General features: G+C 63.9%; 19 protein-coding genes. 9 read left to right on the top strand and 10 right to left on the bottom strand.

What is annotated here, in order from left to right; translation table 11 throughout:
• Positions 1 to 35: 35 nt before the first annotated feature.
• Complete coding sequence (locus B9A97_RS26530) at positions 36 to 1,001, bottom strand: GNAT family N-acetyltransferase (protein WP_084368841.1); 966 nt, start codon at positions 999 to 1,001, stop codon at positions 36 to 38.
• Positions 1,002 to 1,391: 390 nt separating this feature from the next.
• On the opposite strand from B9A97_RS26530, the gene B9A97_RS26525 reads away from it, so the two are divergent.
• The 5 genes from B9A97_RS26525 to B9A97_RS26505 all read left to right on the top strand — a co-directional run bounded on the left by B9A97_RS26525 (position 1,392) and on the right by B9A97_RS26505 (position 3,260).
• Positions 1,392 to 1,775 (top strand): hypothetical protein, encoded by a 384-nt coding sequence (locus tag B9A97_RS26525; protein ID WP_210189733.1) that lies wholly within the window; start codon positions 1,392 to 1,394, stop codon positions 1,773 to 1,775.
• A gap of 45 nt (positions 1,776 to 1,820) precedes the next feature.
• Positions 1,821 to 2,123 carry a hypothetical protein gene (locus B9A97_RS26520; RefSeq protein WP_210189732.1) on the top strand — a complete coding sequence of 101 codons (303 nt, stop codon included), beginning with the start codon at positions 1,821 to 1,823 and terminating at the stop codon, positions 2,121 to 2,123.
• 53 nt (positions 2,124 to 2,176) lie between these two features.
• Positions 2,177 to 2,518, top strand: a complete 342-nt coding sequence (locus B9A97_RS26515; RefSeq protein WP_084368840.1) for an NHLP leader peptide family natural product precursor — start codon at positions 2,177 to 2,179, stop codon at positions 2,516 to 2,518.
• Between the two features lie 65 nt (positions 2,519 to 2,583).
• Positions 2,584 to 2,925, top strand: a complete 342-nt coding sequence (locus B9A97_RS26510; RefSeq protein ID WP_084368839.1) for an NHLP leader peptide family natural product precursor — start codon at positions 2,584 to 2,586, stop codon at positions 2,923 to 2,925.
• Positions 2,922 to 3,260 carry a hypothetical protein gene (locus B9A97_RS26505; protein ID WP_084368838.1) on the top strand — a complete coding sequence of 113 codons (339 nt, stop codon included), beginning with the start codon at positions 2,922 to 2,924 and terminating at the stop codon, positions 3,258 to 3,260. Before B9A97_RS26510 ends, B9A97_RS26505 begins: the two co-directional genes overlap by 4 nt.
• 65 nt (positions 3,261 to 3,325) lie before the next feature.
• On the opposite strand, the gene B9A97_RS26500 is transcribed toward B9A97_RS26505, so the two are convergent.
• The 6 genes from B9A97_RS26500 to B9A97_RS26480 are packed head-to-tail and all read right to left on the bottom strand — an operon-like array spanning position 3,326 to position 11,904.
• On the bottom strand, positions 3,326 to 4,756 hold the full coding sequence (locus B9A97_RS26500) for a chemotaxis protein CheW (RefSeq protein ID WP_179145408.1): 1,431 nt from the start codon (positions 4,754 to 4,756) through the stop codon (positions 3,326 to 3,328).
• 5 nt (positions 4,757 to 4,761) lie between these two features.
• Positions 4,762 to 6,528: an adenylate/guanylate cyclase domain-containing protein gene (locus tag B9A97_RS26495; RefSeq protein WP_179145407.1), complete on the bottom strand. Its 1,767-nt coding sequence runs from the start codon at positions 6,526 to 6,528 to the stop codon at positions 4,762 to 4,764.
• A complete protein-coding gene (locus B9A97_RS29955) occupies positions 6,528 to 7,025 on the bottom strand; it encodes a hypothetical protein (protein WP_179145406.1) in 498 nt (165 codons plus the stop codon). The genes B9A97_RS26495 and B9A97_RS29955 overlap by 1 nt, the downstream gene beginning before the upstream one ends.
• Positions 7,022 to 9,493, bottom strand: coding sequence for an ATP-binding protein (locus B9A97_RS26490; protein ID WP_084368835.1), 2,472 nt, complete (start codon positions 9,491 to 9,493; stop codon positions 7,022 to 7,024). Before B9A97_RS26490 ends, B9A97_RS29955 begins: the two co-directional genes overlap by 4 nt.
• Positions 9,486 to 9,944 (bottom strand): hypothetical protein, encoded by a 459-nt coding sequence (locus B9A97_RS26485; protein ID WP_084368834.1) that lies wholly within the window; start codon positions 9,942 to 9,944, stop codon positions 9,486 to 9,488. The genes B9A97_RS26490 and B9A97_RS26485 overlap by 8 nt, the downstream gene beginning before the upstream one ends.
• A 28-nt stretch (positions 9,945 to 9,972) precedes the next feature.
• Complete coding sequence (locus tag B9A97_RS26480; protein ID WP_084368833.1) at positions 9,973 to 11,904, bottom strand: methyl-accepting chemotaxis protein; 1,932 nt, start codon at positions 11,902 to 11,904, stop codon at positions 9,973 to 9,975.
• Positions 11,905 to 12,100: 196 nt separating this feature from the next.
• On the opposite strand from B9A97_RS26480, the gene B9A97_RS26475 reads away from it, so the two are divergent.
• Positions 12,101 to 12,502 (top strand): DUF3307 domain-containing protein, encoded by a 402-nt coding sequence (locus tag B9A97_RS26475; RefSeq protein WP_244564370.1) that lies wholly within the window; start codon positions 12,101 to 12,103, stop codon positions 12,500 to 12,502.
• Here B9A97_RS26475 and B9A97_RS26470 read toward each other — a convergent pair.
• Genes B9A97_RS26470 through B9A97_RS26460 form a run of 3 tightly spaced genes read right to left on the bottom strand, consistent with a single transcriptional unit; the run spans position 12,477 to position 15,282 of the window.
• Positions 12,477 to 13,457, bottom strand: coding sequence for a chemotaxis protein CheB (locus tag B9A97_RS26470; protein WP_084368831.1), 981 nt, complete (start codon positions 13,455 to 13,457; stop codon positions 12,477 to 12,479). The genes B9A97_RS26475 and B9A97_RS26470 overlap by 26 nt on opposite strands.
• The gene (locus tag B9A97_RS26465) at positions 13,454 to 14,248 is read right to left on the bottom strand and encodes a CheR family methyltransferase (protein WP_084368830.1); all 795 of its coding nucleotides are present in this window, start codon (positions 14,246 to 14,248) and stop codon (positions 13,454 to 13,456) included. The genes B9A97_RS26470 and B9A97_RS26465 overlap by 4 nt, the downstream gene beginning before the upstream one ends.
• The gene (locus B9A97_RS26460) at positions 14,245 to 15,282 is read right to left on the bottom strand and encodes a hypothetical protein (RefSeq protein WP_084368829.1); all 1,038 of its coding nucleotides are present in this window, start codon (positions 15,280 to 15,282) and stop codon (positions 14,245 to 14,247) included. The genes B9A97_RS26465 and B9A97_RS26460 overlap by 4 nt, the downstream gene beginning before the upstream one ends.
• 435 nt (positions 15,283 to 15,717) lie before the next feature.
• On the opposite strand from B9A97_RS26460, the gene B9A97_RS26455 reads away from it, so the two are divergent.
• Genes B9A97_RS26455 through B9A97_RS26445 form a run of 3 tightly spaced genes read left to right on the top strand, consistent with a single transcriptional unit; the run spans position 15,718 to position 20,752 of the window.
• Positions 15,718 to 17,244 (top strand): efflux transporter outer membrane subunit, encoded by a 1,527-nt coding sequence (locus tag B9A97_RS26455; protein ID WP_084368828.1) that lies wholly within the window; start codon positions 15,718 to 15,720, stop codon positions 17,242 to 17,244.
• A 17-nt stretch (positions 17,245 to 17,261) separates the two neighbouring features.
• On the top strand, positions 17,262 to 18,563 hold the full coding sequence (locus B9A97_RS26450; RefSeq protein WP_084368827.1) for an NHLP bacteriocin system secretion protein: 1,302 nt from the start codon (positions 17,262 to 17,264) through the stop codon (positions 18,561 to 18,563).
• A gap of 5 nt (positions 18,564 to 18,568) precedes the next feature.
• Positions 18,569 to 20,752, top strand: coding sequence for an NHLP family bacteriocin export ABC transporter peptidase/permease/ATPase subunit (locus tag B9A97_RS26445; RefSeq protein WP_244564368.1), 2,184 nt, complete (start codon positions 18,569 to 18,571; stop codon positions 20,750 to 20,752).
• The last annotated feature ends 2 nt before the right edge of the window (positions 20,753 to 20,754 follow it).

Below are 20,754 nucleotides of genomic sequence, written 5' to 3'. Positions count from 1 at the left end.
GGCTCTGGAGGTCAATCTTAGGGTCGCGACAGGCATCATACATCTCCCAGAAGTTGTTCGCTTTCAAACAGAAAGTCCATGGCGATAGTGTGGTTGCCGAAATGCTTGAACAGCATCTGCTCCATTCCGCCGGGGATATCGGCGGCGGGCTGGGCGATGATCAGGGCATCGGGTCCGGCGGCTTCCTCCAGGCGCTGGGACAGCGAGGCGATGCCGCCCAGCAGCCAGCCCCGCGAGATCTTGTCGGCGACCACCCAGCCCTGGGGAACATACCAGCGGCCGAACTGCGGCTGGAACGCGCACACCATCCATCCCTGTACCCGACCGGCGTCATCCAGAAGCACGACCGTCAAGCGGTGGTCGGCCATCCCGACCCAGCCTTCCGGATTGGACCATCTGGGGGCCTTTCCGGCAGCCAAAAGCGCCCGGCTCTGGTCGAGAAAGTCGCTGACGCCGTCAGCGCCGAGTTCGGCCAGGGAGCGCACGACGAGGCCGCGCGACTGCAACCGTTGCAACACGCTGTCCCTGTTGGCAAAGCCGAGGCGCCAGTCTCCCGCGCGCCATGTCATGCGTCGGCGCGTCACAGATGGTGTGGACCATCCGGCTGATGACAGCATGCGGGAAAATTCCGCGCTTCGCGGCAATTGGCTCGACCAGCGGGCGAAGATGGCGGTTTTTCCGGCCTCCCGCATCTGCCTGGAGAAATCCGCCAGCAGGGCGGCGCCTATGCCGCGCCCGCGCATCGACGGTGCCACCATGATCGACGTCAGTTCCTGACGGTCTGCGGCAGGGCAGGACAGCAGCAGACCGGCTGGCCGGCCATTGGACCATGCGCCAAGGCGACAGAACCCGTTCTGTGCCGACGCAGCGTCTTCCGCATCAAGTATCCAGCGCAAAGCGGCTGCCGTCAGACCTGAGAACTGGCCGCAATCAGCGCGCGTCACAGGCAGGATGTCGGGCGGAGCCACCGTTTCGGAAAGCGATATGGCTGAAGTGCTCATGATCCTTGAAACCTTGCTGAGGGATTCCCTGTCGAACCGCGCTGGCTGCCCGGCACAGACTTAATAGCTCAGGTTGCGGATCGTGTTTTGAAACTTTTCAGGTCGTTCGCACATGACGACAGGGGGGTGACCTATAGATGATCTTACGAAAACAACGGATATATGAAATAAAAAATTCCCATACGCTACTAAATTCGCAGATTTATGCATCAGTTAAGTGCGAAAATTAATATAATTTTTGATGTGATGCACAATATATATTTCAAAAAATAATCTTACAATACATAAAGTATTGTAAGAAGCGTTGATTTGCATTGAGGTGAAGTCGCCGGGGCAATGTATTGCCTACCCGGAGCCGAAACAAACCGTGAAACGCGAGAAGGAACCACCGTGTCTGCCAACGTATCCATTGATCCCATCACCCAAGCCCGTATCCATGCGGAGCGCGCCCTGCTCGAGCAGGCGGCCACCGACAGTGCCTTCCGCGCGTTGCTGACGAGCAATCCTCACGCTGCCCTCAAGGAGCTGCTCGGCGTCGATCCGATCCCGTCCCACACGATCAAGGTCGTTGAGGAACAGCCCGGCGAAATCGTTCTGGTCCTGCCGCGCGCCATGGGTCAGGACGAACTCCCTGACGAACTGCTCGACATGGCTGCCGGGGTCGCCGGCAGTTGGCGCGACGAGTGGGGCGATACCTGGAAATGGGACAAGACCGGTCATGCCTATCGCACCGACGTGTGCGGGGTGGAGCATCACACCGCGTTTTCCAAGTGAGTTGTGCGGTCGGTCCGCAGATAGAAACGAGAAAGTGAGCCAAACATGGATCCAATGACCCTTGCCCGTCAGCATATCGAACGTGCGCTTCTCGGTCGCGCGGAGGCTGATCCCGCATTCCGCGACCTGCTGAAATCCAATCCGCGTGCAGCACTCAAGAGCCTGCTTGGGGTCGATCCGATCCCGACCTACCAGATCAAGGTGATCGAGGAACAGCCGGGCGAGATCACTCTGGTGCTGCCGCGCGCCATTGCCCAGGACGAACTGCCGGACGAACTGCTGGATATGGCATCCGGAGGCTTTTCCACCTTCGGCCCCGACTTTTCCTACATATGCCCGCCCAAATAGAACGGTCGACGTCCTGCAAATCCATGAACGATAGACCACGAGGAAAACAAACGATGTCCACGACCGACCCCCTGAGCAAGGCCCGCGCCCATATCGAAACCGCCCTCATCGAGAAGGCCAAGTCCGACAAGGCATTCCGTGAAGTGCTGAAGAACAGCCCGCATGACGCCATCAAGCAGATGCTGGGAACCGATCCGATCCCTTCCTTCAAGATCACGGTGCTCGAGGAGCAGGCCGGAGAAATTACGCTGGTGCTGCCGCGCGCCATCGCCCAGGACGAACTGCCGGACGAATTGCTGGATCTCGCTTCCGGCGGCATTAGCTTCAGCGCCTTCCTGACCCCCGAGCAGCAATATGGCAAGGTGACCTGGGACGATATCTGCCCGAAGAAGTGAAGAACCGGGCAACGCCACAACCGGCCGCTCGGTCCCATATTCCAACGATGAAAGGGAGACGCGACATGGACGCCGCGACAGATGCGATGGCTGAGGCCCGCAGGCATATCGAGACTGCTCTGGTAGAGAAGGCGGCTTCGAATGCCGGCTTTCGCGACTTGCTGAAAAACGACCCCCATGGAGCCCTGAAGGAGCAGTTCGGGACGGACCCGATCCCCTCGCTCAAGATCAGTGTCGTCGAGGAACGAGCCGGCGAGATCGTGCTGGTCCTGCCGCGCGCCATCGCCGAGGACGAGTTACCCGACGCCTTGCTGGACTATGCTGCCGGCGGCAATGCCCAGGAATGCTGGAACAGCTTCAAGAAGGATTTCCTGTTCAAGCCTCTGGAAGGAAAGGGACTGGTATGACCGCGATCTCCCTGTCTGAGGCGCGCCGCCTTGCCGAAACCGTGTTGCTCGAGAAGGCTGCATCTGACGCCGCTTTCCGGGCGCTTCTGCTGCGCGATCCGCATGCGGCGCTGGTCGAGGCCTTCGGCTCCGATCCCGTTGCAGACATGCGCCTGCGGGTCGTTGAGGAAGGCGCTGGCGAGGTGATCCTGGTTCTGCCTCAGGCGCTCAACCAGGATGAATTGCCCGACAGCCTGCTTGATCTGGCAGCCGGCGGCGTCAACAACAAGATGTGCAGGGGCGACAGCTCGACCATCCAGGAGCGCGAATATCTCGGCCATGGCCACGGCAGCTGATCTGCCACGGCAAGTTCACCAGTCGACAGCAAGGGGTTCCGGCTAGTGCCGGGACCCCTTTTGCGTCAGAGGGTAAGGCGCGGCAGCAGACGGTCGATCGTGAGCACGGCCATTAACCGCTCGCCCACCCGTGCCACTGCATGGATGGGCAGTTCCGCATTGTCGGCCACGTCGGACAAGTCGTCTTCCGGCACGTTCTCGATGCGCAGCACCTGGTCGATCGCCAGGCCCGCCGTGGAGCCTTCCAGCTGCAGCAGGATGCAGGGCGGGGCGGGCTCCGTGGGGTTGCGGTTGAAGACCCGCCGGAGGTCCCGGACCGGAACGGCCTGATCGCCGGTATCGGCCATGCCGTCAAACCCGTTGCCGTCGCCTGGCAGTGGTGACAGACGCACCGACGAGAGAATGCGGTCGACCCGGTCGAGGTCCATGCAATAGTAGTTTTCGCCGATGCGCAGGGTGAGAAATGCATGCGGAGCGGCGGTCGAGATCTCGTGACGTTCGCTCGCTGCAGGCCTGTCTGGCTCCGCAATGATCTCTGGCTCTGGCGCCATGCGCAGCAAGGCGCCCAGGATGGCGTCAACCAGGCCAGTGGGTGATAGAATGCCCAGGATGCGATCCTCGACGACCGTATAGCTTGCGACCCCGGCCATGCTTTCGTCGATGGCGAATATCTGGTCATCAGCAACCCGCAGGATGCCCAGGGCCTTGTCCACCAGCAGCGCGACCGGGGCGGCCAGGCCATCGACCTTAACGACCAGTGCAGTGCCGGCCGACAGCATGCCGGGCGCCAGGCCCAGCAGCGCGCCCGTATCCAGCACCAGCAGGGGCCGGTCGTGACGGCTGGTTAGACCCAGGACATAGGCGGGAGCGCCCGGCATGCGGCGCAGATCCGTGAGCGTCACGATCTCGCCGATGTCTGATGTCGCCACGCAGTAGCGCTCGGCCCCCAGGGCGATCTGCAGATAGGGCAGGGTCGCGACCGGCTCCGGCGGTGGCGCCATAAGCGCCTCGTCCAGGCCGACAGGTTCGAGCGATACGAGAGCTGCATCTTCGATCAGGCCATCCGGGTCCATGCCGGTCTCGGCCACAAACCGCAGATAGTCCAGGATAAACCAGACAGTGCCGGCATGCTCGAAACCTTGGGTGAGCAGGGGATGCGCCTGATCTTCCGGCGAAAGCGGGCCGATGGTTGCCGTCTCGATCGCCGTCATGGCTGTCACCACATCGACGCGCAGCGCGCGCACGTCATCGCCATCGGCAACGACCACCAGCGACGAGGAGAGGGAGGCGCGTGGCGACGGACCACGTTCCAGCACCCGCGACAATTCCACCAGTGGCATGACCCGGTCGAGCACATAGACGAGGCCGGCGACATGGCGCGGGCAAAACGGCAGCGGCGTGACCGGCGCATCTTCGCTGACGGCCATAACAAGATCGAGCGGCAGGGCGATCGGCAGGTCGCCGACATGGGCGAGCAGATATTCGATATGCTCCATGGCCGTCATTTCTCCGTCGCTGTCCAGATGCCGTCCCAGGACAGGTCGCGGCCACGCGCCTGCAACAGCGTGCAGCGTTCCAGCAGCAGATGGCTGACATGGTCCTGTGCCTTCATGGCGAGCACGGACTGGAAGGCCGCCACCGCCTTGGCAAAGTCACCCCGGCGATAGGCGCCGAAGCCCAGCGCATAGGTCGCCAGCCAAGGCCGGTCACTGTCGGGAAGGTCGTCGACGAAGATCTCGTAGACGTCCGTCGGCCTGGCCTGCCCCTTGACCCGCAGCACATCGACCTGCCGGCAGGCCACGGGGGTCACAAGGCTTGCTATGGTCTGGCCGCAGGCCAGGATGGATACGCCATAATGCTTGGTAAGGCTTTCGAGCCGGGACGCCAGGTTAGTCGCGTCACCGATGACGGTGTAGTTCATGCGGTCGGGCGAGCCGAGCGTGCCAGCCAGCACCTCGCCCGTGGCGAGGCCCACACCTATCTTCAGCGCATTGTCGCCCGAGGTGCTACCCGCAATGCCACGCTCGTTGAGCAGATCGAGCGCCCTGATCATGTTGCGCGCAGCCGCGATGGCCCGGTCGGCATCCTGGCCCAAGGGGGCCGGTACCCCGAACAGGGCCATGATGGCATCGCCGATGAACTTGTCGATGGTGCCGCCCTGGTCCTGCAACACATCGGCCATGAAGGAGAAATATTCGTTGAGCAGTTGCACCGTGCCGGCGGGACCGATTGCTTCCGACAGGCTGGTAAAATCGCGGATATCGCTGAACAGGATGGTGGCCGGACGCAGCGCTCCCGCAAGAGCTGCCGAGCCGCCATGTTCCAGCGCTCGGGCCACCGCGCTGGATTGGGTCCGCGCGATCAATGCGCGCATCTCGCGCTCGCGGCTCAGATCCTCCAACGACAGCATCAAGCGGATCGGACTATCATTCTGCGGCGTCGCGGTCAGGCGCAGGGGGATCCACTCATCCGCCGGGGTCACGAATTCGGCATCCATCGGCCCGAGCCGCGTGCTGCTGCTCAGCGATTGCCAGATGCGTTGTCCCAGGGCCTCATTATAGTCATCAAACAGGGTCGCCAGCGCCAGACCCTCCAACAGATCGTCCCGGCGCAGGATGGTCGCCGCCGCCGTATTGGCATGCAGGATGGCGCCCTGGTCGCCAAACAGGATGACGCCTTCGCGCAAGCCCTCCAGGAGACGGCCAAACCGGGCGATGGTGACGGCGCCGCTCTTGCCTTTCGCGGCCAGTCGCTCCGCAGCCTCGACCGGTTCCACAGGGCCAACCTGCTGCACATTGGCGGCGCCCAGCAACGGCAAGCCGAGAACGGTGCGGATGGTGGTGGCGATTTCGGATGCGCGCTTTTGCTTGAGATCGAGGCTGACGGCGCCGGAAGGCTTGGCGATGACGGCGGCAGCGCCGAGCCGCAGGGCCTCCAGCCGCTCGACGGAATCGGCGGCCCCAACGAGCGAAGACAAGATGACGACATGGCAGGGCGAACGTAGCCCTAGCCGCCGAAGAGTTTCGAGCCCCGACATCTCAGGCATCTCGATATCGAGCAGAACAAGATCCGGCTTCAGGCGCCGCACCAGTTGCAGGGCCACCTTGCCGTTCTCGGCCTGGCCGACCAGCAGGAGATCCGGATCGCTTTCCACGATCTCGCCGACGAGTTTGCGCATGATGAAGCTGTCATCGACGACGAGGACGCGGCGACGGCTGTCCTCGGCTTCGGCGGGTGGGCCAACAGAGGTGTGGTCGTTTGTCGTCATCACCGAGCGCCCTTCTTCTTGTGTGGCTTGCTGGCGACCGCGGGCTTTGCCACGGGGGCGCCCAGTGCCGCGCGACGCATCTGCCGTATCAGGCCGCGGGTCGGCATGGCGGAGGGTGGGCGCAGCCGCAGCACCAGTGAGTCTGTGGGATCGACCAGGACCCCGTCGACGAAGCGTCGAAGAACGGACAGGCTTGGGGGCAAGGGGCGGAAATCGCCTGACGCATGCGTCTCGATCCGCTCGACGCGATCGACCAGCACCTGCCATTCCAGTCCGGTCTCGGTCGGAAACAGATGCAGCGCGGTGCGGACCGGTTGGCCAGCCGCGCTCTCCACCCCGAGCAGGCGGGCGGCGTCCACATAGATCATCGGTCGCGCTGCGCGCATACGCGCCGGCAGGCGGGTGAGTACTGTGTCGACGGTCTCGACCCGCACGACGCCGTCGCGTGGGACAAGCACGCAAAAGGGGCCGACGATGACGCGCAGGAAGGCGTTCACGATCCCGTCTCCGCTGGTGCGAGGGCGGCTGCACTGCGCAGCCCGCGCGTGGCGGCGTGGGCGGCGAGATGGAACAGCTTGTCCGGGTCAAGCACCAGCACGATCCGGTCCGCGCCGAGCATGGAAATACCGCCGACACCCGGCAATTCGGCAACACGCAGATGGGTTTCGCGGATCAGCAGTTCGGCCCGTCGCAGGATACGGTTGGCGCGAAAACCGACGCGCCGTCCCTTCCAACTGCAGATGACGACCGCAAGGTCGCCCGATGGCGAGGGCTCCGGGTTCGGTAGCCGCATGAGGTCGCACAAGTCAAACAGCGGCACGAACCGCCCATGTATCAGCAGGGAGGGCTGGCCATTGACTGACTGCACCGAACTTGCCGGATAGATCGCGGCCTCGGCCACCATCGCTTCGGGAAAACCGATCGGCTGCACACCGGTATCGACCAGCAGCATGGGCCGTATCGCCGCCGAAAGTGGCATGTCGAGACGGAAGGTGGTGCCCGCGCCGGCGCGGTTTTCGATGTCGATGCGACCACCAAGCCGCGTGACATTGACGAGCACCACATCCATGCCGACACCGCGCCCTGAAACGGTGCTGGCCTCGCTGCGGGTGGAAAAGCCCGGCGTGAAGATGAAGCGCGCAATCTGCGCCTCGCTCATGCTGGCCAGTTCGTCCGGTGTCGTCAGGCGCTGAGCGACAGCCTTTTCGCCAACGCGGGCGATGTCGATGCCGCGACCGTCATCGCTGACAACAAGGATCAGGCGGTTGCCCTGTTGCTCTGCCGTGAGGGAAAGGCGGGCGGCTGCCGGCTTTCCAGCTGCGGCGCGCTCCGGTGGAGGTTCCACGCCGTGGTCTATGGCGTTGCGGATCATGTGCATCAGTGGATCGAGCAGCATGTCGGCCATGCCCTTGTCGATCTTGATGCCGTGGGCTTTCTGCTCGAACTGCACCGTCTTGCCCAGTTCGCGCGCGCTGTCACGCACCATGCGGGGGAAACGGGCAATGACATTCTCGAACGGGATGACCCGCAGGCCGAGCGTGCTTTCGTGGATCAGGCTGATGAAATGACCGATTTCTGCTTCGAGATCGAGAAAGGCGCGGCGATCGCGCTGCAGGATCTCGACATCGGCCAGAAGGTCAGGTGCGCGGGTGACGGCATGGTCTGAGAGGCGGCGCAGCGCATCCGTCACCGCACTTTCCGTCGCCAGCACATTGAGCCTGCCGCTCAGCGCGAAGAACGAGCCGATGCGGCCAAACAGCTTGTCGAGAACATCGACCGGAACACGAACCTGGGCATCCTCCCCGCCAACAGGGCGCGCCAGGATTGCCTGCGGCTCCCCGAAGTGCACCGGTTTGTTGACGCCGTCCAACCAGGCCAGACTGCCTTCATGGCTCTCGGCCATAGCGATCAGCTGATCGGGATCGGGGCCATTGGCGGAAACGGCAAGCAGAAGGGCAAGCTTGATCTCCTGCCCGATTACGACCCCGCGCCCGGCAACGATCGGCAGGCCATCGGCCAGTTCCGCCAGCGCCTGTGCCGAGGGGAGCGGCAACACCAGTTCCGCCAGCCGCGTGCCGGCATCTTCGGCAAGCGCTGCCATGGCAGGAGATGCCTGCAGCGGCAGGTGTTGTGGTGAAATACCCCAGTGGGCAAAACGGGCCGCCAGCGGCGCCAGTGGATCGGGACTGACGGGCGCCGGTTCAACTGCGGTAGCAAACCCTTGCCCATCCACGTCCGGCATTGCCGCCAGCACCGAGGCCCAGCCCGTCTCCACCCCGGTCAGCAACTCGACGTGCCTGGCCAACCGCAACAATGCGGACAGGTCCTGCGCTTGTCGCCCCCGCGGGGCCGCACCCAGCCGCATCGCACTCTGCGCAAAACCGGCAAGCCCGATGCGCCTTGCAGCATGGACCAGAATATCGACAGTGTCGCTGATTGCATTGCGATCGGCGGCTGTGACGCCTTGCGCCAGTTCCGGCAGGACCTCGCACAGCAATTCGCCAAAGGCCCGGGCCATGTCGGGCTCCAACCCCAAGGAGTCAGGGCTGTGCCCGACGTCCAACGCCGCCGCCGCCCTGCCGGGACTGGAATACGCGTCGGTCAGGGCCTGCAGATCATCCGCCAGGCCATCGGGCGCGGTGAAGCGTGCCAGATTGCCGCCGGCCATGCTGAGCCGCACCGCATCGACCAGCCGCAACAGCGCCTCGATGCCGGCAACAGAGACGGCGCCAGCGCCCGCTCTCACGGGATAGAGATAGGCCTCGGCCTGATGGGTAACGGTCTCAAGCGACTGGATATCGGCGACCCGCGCCAGCCCCTTGAGCGAATGAAAAGAACGAAAAAGGGTGTCGATCGCGACCTTGTCGAGCCCCTTATGCTCGGCTGATATCAGCAAGGGCTCGATCGCGTCGAGATGTTCGGTGGCTTCGGCAATGAGGTCGCTGGCAAATCCGGCATCAGCCATGGGCGTCAGCCTCAATCAGGGTCGCACGGTGTTCGCTGCGAACGGCGTCGAGCCGAACCAGCAATTCACCCCCGGTCTCCGAGGCCAGCAGGGGGTCTGCCGTGCCCGAAAGCTTGCCCCACACCAGCGACGCACCGCCTTCGATCAGGGATTTAGCCTTCGCGGAGACCGGCTCCAGCCGATGGCCGAGCACGCAGACCGGCGCCGTTTGCACCAGCAGCGCCACGGCCAGCAGCGCAGCGATATCGCCGGCGGTATCGGCATCGATTAGCACGATGTCTGTGGCATCCTCCCGGAGGCTGGCGGTTGCCTCCCGCGGGCGCACCAGGCGCAGGTCCGCCGGGGTGGTGCCGGCGTGCATCATGGCTGCGACGGCGGCATGCAGAGCCGCGTCGTCGCTGACCAGGGCCAGCGTCCAGCTGCCAGCGGTCTTGCCCAGGGGGGCGTTCATCATCTGCTCCACGGTCAGCCTGATGCCCTCAATTCATTTTGAAGGCATCGATGCGCTGGCGCGTCTCGTCGGCCAGGCGCGACAGCTGCACCATGGTGGCGGTGATCTCTTCGGCCGCCGCAGCATTGGAATTGGCGATCAGCTTGAGATCGCTGACATTGCCGTCGATCTGCGTGATTGAGGAGCGCTGCTGCTCGATGGCGGCGACGGAGGCATGGATCATCTGGGTCGTCTGCCGGGTCTCACCAGAAATACCCTGGATCGCGGCGCGCACGACATCGGCGGCAGCCTTGCCGGCCAGCGTGTCATCGGCGGCCTGCTCGACGATTTCGGCGATCTGGTTGGCGTTCTGTCCGGCGCTTTCGGCGAGCTTTCCGACCTCCTGCGCCACCACGACGAAGCCCTTGCCATGTTCGCCGGCGCGGGCGGCCTCGATGGCGGCGTTCAGCGACAGGATATGGGTCCGGTTGGCGATCTGGGCAATCACCTGCGTGATCTGGTTCACTTTGCGGCTGTTTTGGGCAATACGCTCGACGATGCTGCTCATATTTTCCACGGACGCCAGACCGCGTTCGACCAGCTGTATGGCATTGTCGGCCTTCTCGCTGGCCAGCCGCGTGTTGTCGGAGACTTCGCCGATGGCGAGCAGCGCCTCCTTGACTGCGCCTGCGACCTGGGTCAGCGATCCGTTCTGGGCGCGCGCACCTTCCGACACCTGGCCAACGGCCATGCTGGCTTCGCCGACCGAAATCGCGGTGCTGCGAGCCTTGTCACCGAAATCGCGGAAGGAGCTGTGTGATACCTGCAGCAGCTGGTTCACCTGCTCGCCGATGTCGCGCAGGAAGCCGGTCTTGCCGTCGAGGTTGACGCGAACGGTCAGATCGCCGCCAGCGGCGCGGGAAATTACGGCGCCGATCTCGCGGGTCGTGTCTTCCGCCTGCAGCATCGTGGCGATCTTGTCCGCATTCTGCTTGAAGACGTCGACGGCGGCGGCCATCTCACCGATTTCGGTAGCGTTGCCAAGACCCGGGATTTCGACCTTGCCATCGCCCTCGGCCAGGCGGGTCATGGCATGGGTCATCTGCCGGATCGGCGTGATGATGCTGCGGGCGATGAGCACGGCAACCGTGAGGCCCGTCAGGATGCCGAGCGCCACGACAATGGCCAGGATGACTTGGGTGCGGACCGTGTCGGCCGCCACAGATGCGCTGATGGCATCGATCTGCTGCAGCAGAAAGGCACGGAGATCGGCAATTTTCGTCAGCACTTCACGCTCTTTGGGGGAGACCGAGTCGGCGGCACCGAGACCCGCGTCGGCGATCAGCGTGGCCAGGCCATCGGTCAGTGCCTGCGCATCGGCCAGCGCTTCGCTCACGTCTTTGTCGCTCGCCGGGGCGGAAGACGCTGCTTTCAGTGCCGTCTGCGCCGCCACCACCGTTTGGGACGACAGGGTTTCGCTGGCAAGAACTGCAGCTGCGATGGCGGTCATGGCCGGCGCCGCGTCTGGCGTCGCAGCAGGCTGCAGCTTGGAAAGCGCGGCAGCCAGCGTCTTGGCATCCTCAGCCAGTGCGCGGCGCTGCTGCATCAGGCGTGTGAAGCTCTCCTTATAGTCGCGCAGGCCGGCCTGGAGGTCGGCAATTTGCCTTGTCTCCTCTTCGCCGGTCACCAGCGCTGCGGCCTTGCCAAGCGCCTCGTCGATGAACTGGGACTGGGCCTGCGAACGCTGGAAGTCGGGCTCGCGGGAAAAGCTCATGACCGCATTGGTGCGCAGCCGGAACCCGGTGAAATCGCGGTCCGCCAGGAACACTTGCCCGACCGCGCGATAGAAGCGATCGATGCGGGCGGTCTTGTCGGCAAGATCTCGAACCGAGACGAAGGCAAAGACGGAGAGCGCGGCAAGCAACAGCAACAGGACGGCTGCGAGGCCGAAAATCCGTGTCTTCAGCGTAATGTTTTTCAATCGAGACCCCAAGGGAACAGCGGTTGGATGAGCCGGGCCGACAGGCGCCGACCCTATTTGGCCTCACCCTAGCGTGCGTGCGCGCGAGTGGCCGGTTTCACCCCAAAACTGCCAAGAGGGTGCTGGAATGCGGCGGGGAACTGTGAAAATGTCTGTCGTCCACCCCGTTTCGTCTGTATCTCATGGAAAATTGGCCGTGTCTTTGGTTCAGCAAATCCCGGTAAGCCTGGTATGCGCGGCATTCCTCACCTTTCTGGCAAAGCACTACATTGCCGATTTCCTCCTCCAGTCCCATTGGATGGCCCATGGCAAGGAACAGGCGACCGGCTGGCTCTGGCCGCTGGTGGTTCATGCGGGTGTGCACGGGGTGCTGACGACTGCCATTTTCGCCGTTTTCGCGCCGTCCTATGCTTGGTTGGGTCTGGTGGATTTCGCCGTGCATTTTGCCATCGATCGGGCCAAGGCCCAGGCCTCTCGCGCGGTCAATGCCACCCCATCGCGGCCGGTGTTCTGGTGGCTGCTCGGGCTCGACCAGAGCCTGCATCACCTGACCCATTTCGGCTTTATCCTCGTCATTGCCGGGCTGCCACTAGATTGATCAGGGCGGCTGGTGGCCGTGCCGGGTCGAAGGTGACGGCATCAGGCACGAGTTCCATGGCAGCCTGCGGCATGCCAGGCACAACGCAACTCATCGGATCCTGAACGAAAACCGGATTGCCGGCCGTGGCCAGTCGCGCGGCCCCCAGGGCACCATCGCTACCCATGCCGCTGAGCACGAGCACGATACAAGGCAAATTCAGCGCGGCGACCGATTGCAAAAGGCAGTCCGCATTGGGGTGAAAGGGGCTCTCTACCGATCGCACATGGCGCAGCATGAGGGAGCCGTCGTCCCGACGGGCCAGGCCAAAATCTTGTCCGCCGGCAAGGATCAGTATCTCGCCGGGTTGCACAGTGCGCCCGGCCGCGGCTTCACTGACGGCCCGTCCCGTGGTGTCGCGCAGGTGCTGGGCAAAGGCCCCCGTGCCGTGCTCCGGCATATGCTGCGCCACCACCCAGGGGAGGTCGCCCCCCGGAAGCGTCGTTAGCAGCGACGCCAACGCGCTCGGTCCTCCGGTGCTGCTGGCCACCAGCACGCAGGCAGGATTGCGGCTTGACATCGCCGGCTGGGTCCGCTCTTCGCAGCTCAGGTCAGCGGGCGCGATGCGCATGTCCCTCGTTGGTGGGCAGAATGCCGTCTTGGCCGTGGCAAGCCAGTCCGGCAGCAGGCGTGCCCATCGGCCGATCGGAGTCCCCGTTCCGGCTGGGCCGCGCTCCAGTATGATGCAGCGTGAGCCGAGCCGCTGGACCCAGTCACGCAATGCGGGTTCGCTGTCTTCGACAAGCGTTTCCTCGATCACGGCAAAGCCTTGTCCCAGGCGTGCGAGGGCATCGCGTGTCTCATCGGCGTCGCGGCATTCCTTGAGCGGCGTGCCCGGCTCGAGATCGTTGAGAATGGCGCGCAGGCTGGCCCTTTCGAATGCGCCCCTTGCGGCAATGATGATCGGGCGTTTCACGCGACATCATCCGACAGCGGTGTGGCGGTGCGTCGCCACAAGACGGTGTCGTCGCCATGAACCGGTTCGAACAGCGGCGATCCGCCAGCGGTTTCGGCCGTTCCCAGCAGCAGCAGACCGCCCGGACGCATCACGCCAGCCAGGTGACGCAGGACCCTTGCAGCAGCGGCTTGCGAGAAATAGATCAGCGTATTGCGGCAGAAGACCAGATCCACGGCTTGGCGCGGCAATTCGGTCGGCGGGTTGTCCATGAGATTATGCACGTCGAAACTCACTATGGCGCGCAGGTTTGCCGGTGCGGTCCACACCTCGCCCTGCCGGGTGGGGAAGGCGGCGCTGGCAAAGGCCGGAAGATCGCGGAAACTGCCCATGGCCGCCATACGATGGTAGCGCCCGGTTCGGGCCGTGGCAACCGCAACGGGACTGATATCTGTGGCGAGGATCGATGCACGGGCGATGCGCATGTCCGCCAGGAGATAGGCCAGCGACCAGGCCTCTTCGCCGGTGGCGCAGCCGGCGCACCAGGCGGTCACGGAGGCTGGTTGCGCATTGCCCAGCATGTCGCGCAGCATCTGCCATTGGCGAGTGTGGCGGAAGAAGAAGGTTTCCTGCACCAGCAATTGCTCGATCAGCGGCTGCAGGTCGGACGCGGGCGAGACCCTGAGCCTTGCGTATTTGTCCCAGATAAAGGCGGGAGCAAAGCCGGTACGGGCGGCAATGTCGCGGACAAGGCTTGCATCTGGACCGCCGATGGGCGCCGGAACCTGGCTCGAATTAGGGCCCGTGCTCAAAGGCTGCGCATCAGGAAGGAGATATTGTCAGCGAACCAGTCGTCTGCGGCGGTCCACAAAGCGTCCAGCAGCGCGATATCCCGGCCGCCGCGGGCGCGCAGGGAAACCAGCCCCAGCGCCTCTGCCTGCTCCATCAGCAGGCGCGCATGGGTGCGCGACACGCCGGTGCTTTCCGATATCGTCTCATAGGGCATGCAGACGCGGTCGGAACCAAGCGACAGGCCTTCCTGCAGCAGCAGCAGAAAAACCAGATAGCCGCCGTCGCGCTCGGTCAGCCGCATCACCGCATCATGGCGGGCACGCATCGCCAGGAAGGCCGGCAGATGTGCTGCAAAGGACCTGCGCCAGCTGCGGTGTCCCGCGGTGGCCGGACCAAGGCTGCGCGCTGACCAGGCCGGGGCGACCGGATCGAGGCTCGCAGGCGCGGCACCATCGGCGTCGAGGCTTTGCTGGGCGGCCACGCGCAGTCGGGTCACGGCCGTCTTGGCACGCTCGCCCAGGTCAGGCAGATCTGCCATCAGCGCCAGCGGTGCCGTCTGGGCGTCCAGAAAGGCCGCATCGCTCGACCACATGCGCGTCGATGGTGCAAGCAGGCTGATGCGCAGGTCTTCCTCCGCCTTGCGTCGCTCCAGGAAGCCATAACGTTCGAATATCGCAACCAGTGCCTCGATGCGGTTGCGACTGGTCAGGCCTGATGGCGTAAGATGTGTCTGCAGCCGGCCCAGTGTCAGCCAGGTCTCGCGCTCCTCGGCATTCTGGCAGGCGCTGAGGCAGAGTATGGCCTGGAACGTGACGAAACGCCCTTCTTCCAGCAACAGGCGGCTCAGCAGGTAGTCGCCGCGAAACAGCTGCACGAGATTGGCAATTACCATGTCCCGGGTCTGCCGGAATGCGGGATGACGCTTCAGGTCGTCGGCGGTCGGATGCGCCATGTCCGTATCACGTGACGATGCCTTAACATCCGCACAGGTGATCGCGGCGGCTCCGTATACCACGTCCATGTTTTGCTGTGGTCGATGGATCGACGCATTCATCAGACATCTCCCCCCGCTTCAACACAATACAAATAAGGGCGTTCCAAAGGATGGGAGCAACCTGCCACCCACGCTGGCGCGCAGGAGATACCATCGCGGCCGTGGCGGGGAAGGTCGCAAACATCAATGGCCATTGATGTTTGATGCGCCGGCTCGAAGGGGAGGACCTGTCATGTATGCGAGGCGGGCAAAATTAGCCAAAAATGGGCAATTTTGGCCTATAGATGCCATCGACGGGGACATCTGTCCCATACCGTCCATTTCTGGGCTTAGTCTGCTGCCCACACAGATCGGGCGGCTGGAGGCCGTCGCAGATAAAATCTGTTGGTCGTCTTGGCGTTTTTAGGGTGGTTTTCTCCAGCTGCCGTTTGCCCTTGTTACGCGCTCTGTTGCGTCCATTGGCCGAGGTGCGCAAAGGCGAGTTGCGAGAGTTTGATGTGCGACCAGCAGTCCAGCCTCAGATGGCGGTTTTTAGTCAGCGGAACGAGTGTTGGGCTCGGCATGTTGCTGGCCGGCTGCACGGCCTTGGATAAGGCTCCGGAGCCGGACAGGCTTGCCATGCCGTTTTTGTCGGACAGTTTCCTTCATTCCGCCAGATCAGCCAAAGCCATGGTCGCTACGCCTGCGACGGCGCCGGAATTCTGGAACGCTTTCGGATCTCCGGATCTCGTGCGGCTGGTCGATCGCGCCGAGCAGGGAAGCCTCGACATCGACATCTCCATCGCCCGCGTGAAACAGGCGGAGGCCAACACGCAGGAAGCCGTGACCGGATTTTTCCCGACCGGCGGCCTTGGTGCCACCAGCACGACCTATCGCAGTTCCGCGACCTCGGCGGGCCTGCCGGAAGGCAAGCTCCCGGTCGGGCAATTGCGCAAGGCGGGCCTGAACGCCTCCTGGGAGCTGGACTTCTGGGGCAAAAATGCCGCAATCCACGAGGCCGCGCGCCGCAAGGGCGAGGCCAGCGTCTTTGCACTGGCGGCGACGCGCCTGACCATCACGTCAGAGACGGCACTGTCCTATGTCCAGGTCCTGTCGTTGCGCGACCAGTTGGCGCTTGCGCGCCAGAACCTGTCACTCGCCCGGAAAGTGCGCGACAATGTCGACGAGCGCGTCGAGGCCGGATCGGCGACGGAAGTGACGCTTGCCCAGCAGGAAACGGTCGTGCTGCAGCAGGAGGCGAGCATCGTGCGCTTGTCGCGCGCGCTGATGCAGGAGGAGATCAACCTTGCGCTGCTGGTGGGCGCGCGACCGGGGGAGATCACGCTCGACAAAGGCGGGCTCAGCCGGCTGACTTTGCCCAAAGTCGATGCCGGCCTGCCCAGTGATCTGCTCAGCCGTCGCCCCGATGTGCGTGAGGTGGAGGAACAATTGCTGGCATCGGCCAGCAATGTCGCAGCAGCCCGCGCCGCGATGCTGCCCAGCCTGACGATTTCGCTGCAGAAGGGCTTTGAGAGCCTGAGCAATGCCACGCTGTTCTCCCCACAATCGGGTGTCTTCACGCTGACGAGCCAGCTGACTCAGCCGTTGTTCGACGCGCCGCGTCTAGCAGCGCAGTTGCAGGCCAGCAAGGCGCAGCGGGATGAACTAGTTGCAACCTACGAGAAGGCTGTGCTGACCGCGCTCACGGATGTCGAAAAGGCGCTTGTGGCTCTCAATACCATCACGCGCGAGGCGTCGATTGCGGCCAAGGCGACCGCGTCTGCCCGCAAGGCCTATGACCTGACGCTTGAGCAGCTGGAAGCTGGGCAGGTGGATATGACCACGGTGCTGAATACCCAGCGCGACTACTTCTCGGCCGCAGACAGCCTTGCCCAGATCCGCCTCGCACGGTTCCAGGCAGCCATCGGGCTTTACCGGGCCATGGGCGGCGGATGGTCGCCGGAAGATGCCCGGGCACTGATGGCGCAACGCCAGCCGGGCCAGGCACGCGGCGCCACTGCTGCTCCAGCCGTCCTGCAATGAGTGAGGATTGACGTCCCATGTCCGATACTGCCGCAAGCGGCCGGTCCCCCACGGAAAACCAGGCCACCCGCCTGTTTCGCAAGGCGGCGCTCGACCGACTGTCGTCCCCCGAGCAGCTGGACCAATTGATCGGCCTGACCCGCGCGCGTGACTGGATCGCCTTCCTGACGCTGCTTTGCCTGATCGGGCTGGCGTTGGGCTGGTCGATCCTGGGTCGTGTGCCCGAGCGGGTCAAGGGCTCCGGCATCCTGATTGCCACCGGCGGTCGGGTGGTGGATGCCGTCTCCGTCGGCGATGGCACACTCAGCGAAATCCTGGTGCCGGTCGGATCACGCGTGACGCAGGGAGAGGTTGTCGCCCGCATCATCCAGCCGTCGCTACGCCAGCAGCTGGAAAATGTCTCTGCCGTCGTTGCGGAGCGCCAACAGCAGCTGGAGGCACTGAAGCTGCAACTGGCCGAACGCACCAAGGCTGCCGGCGATAGCTTTGCTGCGCAGGTCAAGGCCTTTACCTTGCGCGGCGCCGATGCGCAGGAGCGTGTCCGGGTCATGGAAAAGCAGGCCCAGCAGGATAGCGCCCTGTTCGATCGCCGGCTGATCACCTGGCAGCAATTGCTGGAAACGCGGCGAGCGCTTGCCGAGGCGCGGCAGACGGAGCTAGAGGCCCGCAGCCAGATCTCCCAGGCGCAGAGTGAGGAGATCAGCCAGCGCAATGCCAATGCCCGCGACCAACGCTCGGCCGAAGAAAGGCTTGCCGATGCGCAGCGCCAGCGCGCTGAAATCGAGATCCAGCTGCGCCAGCAGGAAGTCGTGACCAGCCCGGCCGACGGGCGCGTGACGGAATGGAAGGCGGTGCCGGGCACCCGCACCACACCCGGCCAGCCGCTGCTGAGCGTCGAAAGCGGCGCGACGGGACTGGAACTGCTGCTTTATTTGCCTCCCAGCGACGGCAAGCGGGTGCATAGCGGCATGGAGGTGCAGATCGCGCCCTCGACCATCAAGCGCGAGGAATACGGCATGATGAAGGGCACGGTGGCCGATGTCTCGGACTTCCCGTCCACAGCCCAGGCGATGCAATCCGTGCTGCGCAACGATCAGCTGGTCCAGAGCTTTTCGGCAAAGGGCGCGCCTTTCGCCACCCGCATCCTGCTGTTGCCGGATGCCACGACCCCGAGCGGCTTTGCCTGGTCGGGGGGCGTCGGGCCTGAGATGCAGCTGACCAGCGGTTCGCTTGCCGATGGCGAGGTCACCGTCGCCTGGCGGCGGCCGATCAGCTATGTCATTCCGTGGCTGCGCAAGATCACGGGTCTGGCCGGGTGAGCGTGGTGGTCCAGAACACTTCGACAGCCCGTCAGCGTCAAAGACGCAAGGCAACGCCATCCATCTTGCAGATGGAAGCCGTGGAATGCGGAGCTGCCAGCCTTGCGATGATCCTTGCCCATCATGGGGCCTGGATCCCGCTGGAACAGCTGCGGGTGGCCTGCGGCGTCTCGCGCGATGGCTCCAAGGCCAGCAGCCTGCTGAAGGCCGGCCGGCGCTATGGCCTTACCGCCAAGGGTTTCCGCAAGGAGCCGGAGGCGCTGGGCGAACTGCCCTGGCCGGCCATCCTGCACTGGAATTTCAACCACTACGTCGTGTTCGAGGGCATGACGGAGACCCATGCCTATATCAACGATCCGGCGACCGGGCCGCGCGTCATCACGAGGGAGGAACTGAGCGAAGCCTTTACCGGTGTCGTGCTGACCTTCGAAAAGACGGCGGATTTCCGCAAGACCGCACGGCCGGAAGGCCTGCTTGCGTCGTTCCGCCAGCGTATCGTCTCGTCCAAACGGGCAATCTGGCTGATCGCGCTGCTCAGCGTCGCACTTGTCGTGCCGGGCGTGGTGCTGCCGGTCTTTGCCAAGATCTTCGTCGATGGCATACTGATGAAGCAGCAGGAGCACTGGGTTACGCCTATGTTCATTGCGCTCGGCTGCACGGCCCTGATCCGCGCCAGCCTGACCTATCTGCGCGGATCCGTCATCCTGCGGCTGAAAACCAAGTTGACGGTGACCGGCGCCAGCGCTTTCGTTTGGCGGGTGCTGCATCTGCCGATGTCCTTCTTCTCGCAGCGCAGTCCCGGTGAAATCGCCGAGCGCATCGAGGCCAGCGAAAGGGTCGCGGAGGTCATTTCTGCTGACATGGCCAATGCCGTGCTCAACTGGGGTACGCTGCTGTTTTTCGCCGTTGTCCTGGTTGGCTATGACCCGGTTCTCGGCCTGCTGACGGTTAGCCTCAGCCTGCCCAATATCGTTGTGCTGCGCATGGTTCAAAGCCGCCTGAAACAGGCCTCCATCCGCCTGGCGGTCGAGCATGGCAAGCTAGGTGGCACCACGGTAGGACTGATCTACAATATCGAGACGATCAAGGCTTCGGGCCTGGAGACCAGCTCCTTCGGCCGCTGGGCTGGCATCCATGCGCGCATGCTCAATGCCTCGCAGGAGGTGGGCTCGAAGTCGATGATCACCTCGCTCGGCCCCAATCTGTTCGGCGGCCTGGTGGATGTGGCGATCCTGGGCGTCGGCGCATTTCGCGTGATGCAGGGGGCGCTGACGATCGGCGATCTCGTGGCCTTCCAGCTGTTGGCGGCCAGCTTTCTGGCGCCGCTGGTCAGCCTTGTGGCGCTATCGCCCAAGCTTGCCAATATCCGCGCGGATCTCAACCGTGTTGATGACGCGATGCGGAATGCCGTCGATCCTCTCACTATACCCCCCGACCGGGAGCAGGGACAGAGGCCGGGCCTCCTGAACGGCTCGCTGGAACTCGATGCAGTGCGTTATGGCTACAACCCGCTCGACGAGCCGCTGTTCGACAATATCTCCCTATCGGCAAAGCCTGGCGAGCGCATCGCCCTTGTCGGCCGCTCCGGTTGCGGAAAATCCACGTTGGGACGCATCATCTGCGGCATTGTGGCGCCTTGGGCCGGCGCGGTGCGGATCGACGGCATTGCGCTCACCGATCTCGACCAGTACCAGCGCGCGGTCAATATCGCCTATGTCGACCAGGAGATCTTCCTGTTTGAAGGCACGGTGCGCGACAATCTCACCCTGTGGAATCCCGACGTGCCCGACGACGCCCTGACCCGGGCGCTGGAGGATGCGGCCATCCTGGACGACATTGTGGCGCGGCCCGGCGAGCTTGATGCCCATGTCGAGGAAGGTGGGCGTAACTTCTCCGGAGGGCAGCGCCAGAGGCTTGAGATCGCCCGGGCACTGGTTGGCGATCCGAGCATTCTTGTGCTGGATGAGGCCACGGCGGCGCTCGACCCGCAGACCGAAAAGATCATTGACGACAATCTGCGCCGGCGCGGCTGTACCGCGATCATCATTGCGCACAGGCTGAGCACGGTGCGCGACTGTTCGGAAATCATCGTTCTCGATCGCGGCCGCATCGTCGAGCGCGGCACCCATGACAGCCTCGTGGCATCGGGCGGCGACTATGCCGAGCTCATCCAGTCCGGCGGGCATTGAGG

The sequence above is a fragment of the Rhizobium sp. RU36D genome, from assembly GCF_900176345.1.
Classification (GTDB): Bacteria; Pseudomonadota; Alphaproteobacteria; order Rhizobiales; family Rhizobiaceae; genus Allorhizobium.
The sequence above is the reverse complement of the archived record's forward strand: the minus strand, read 5'-3'. Positions and strand labels throughout refer to the sequence as shown.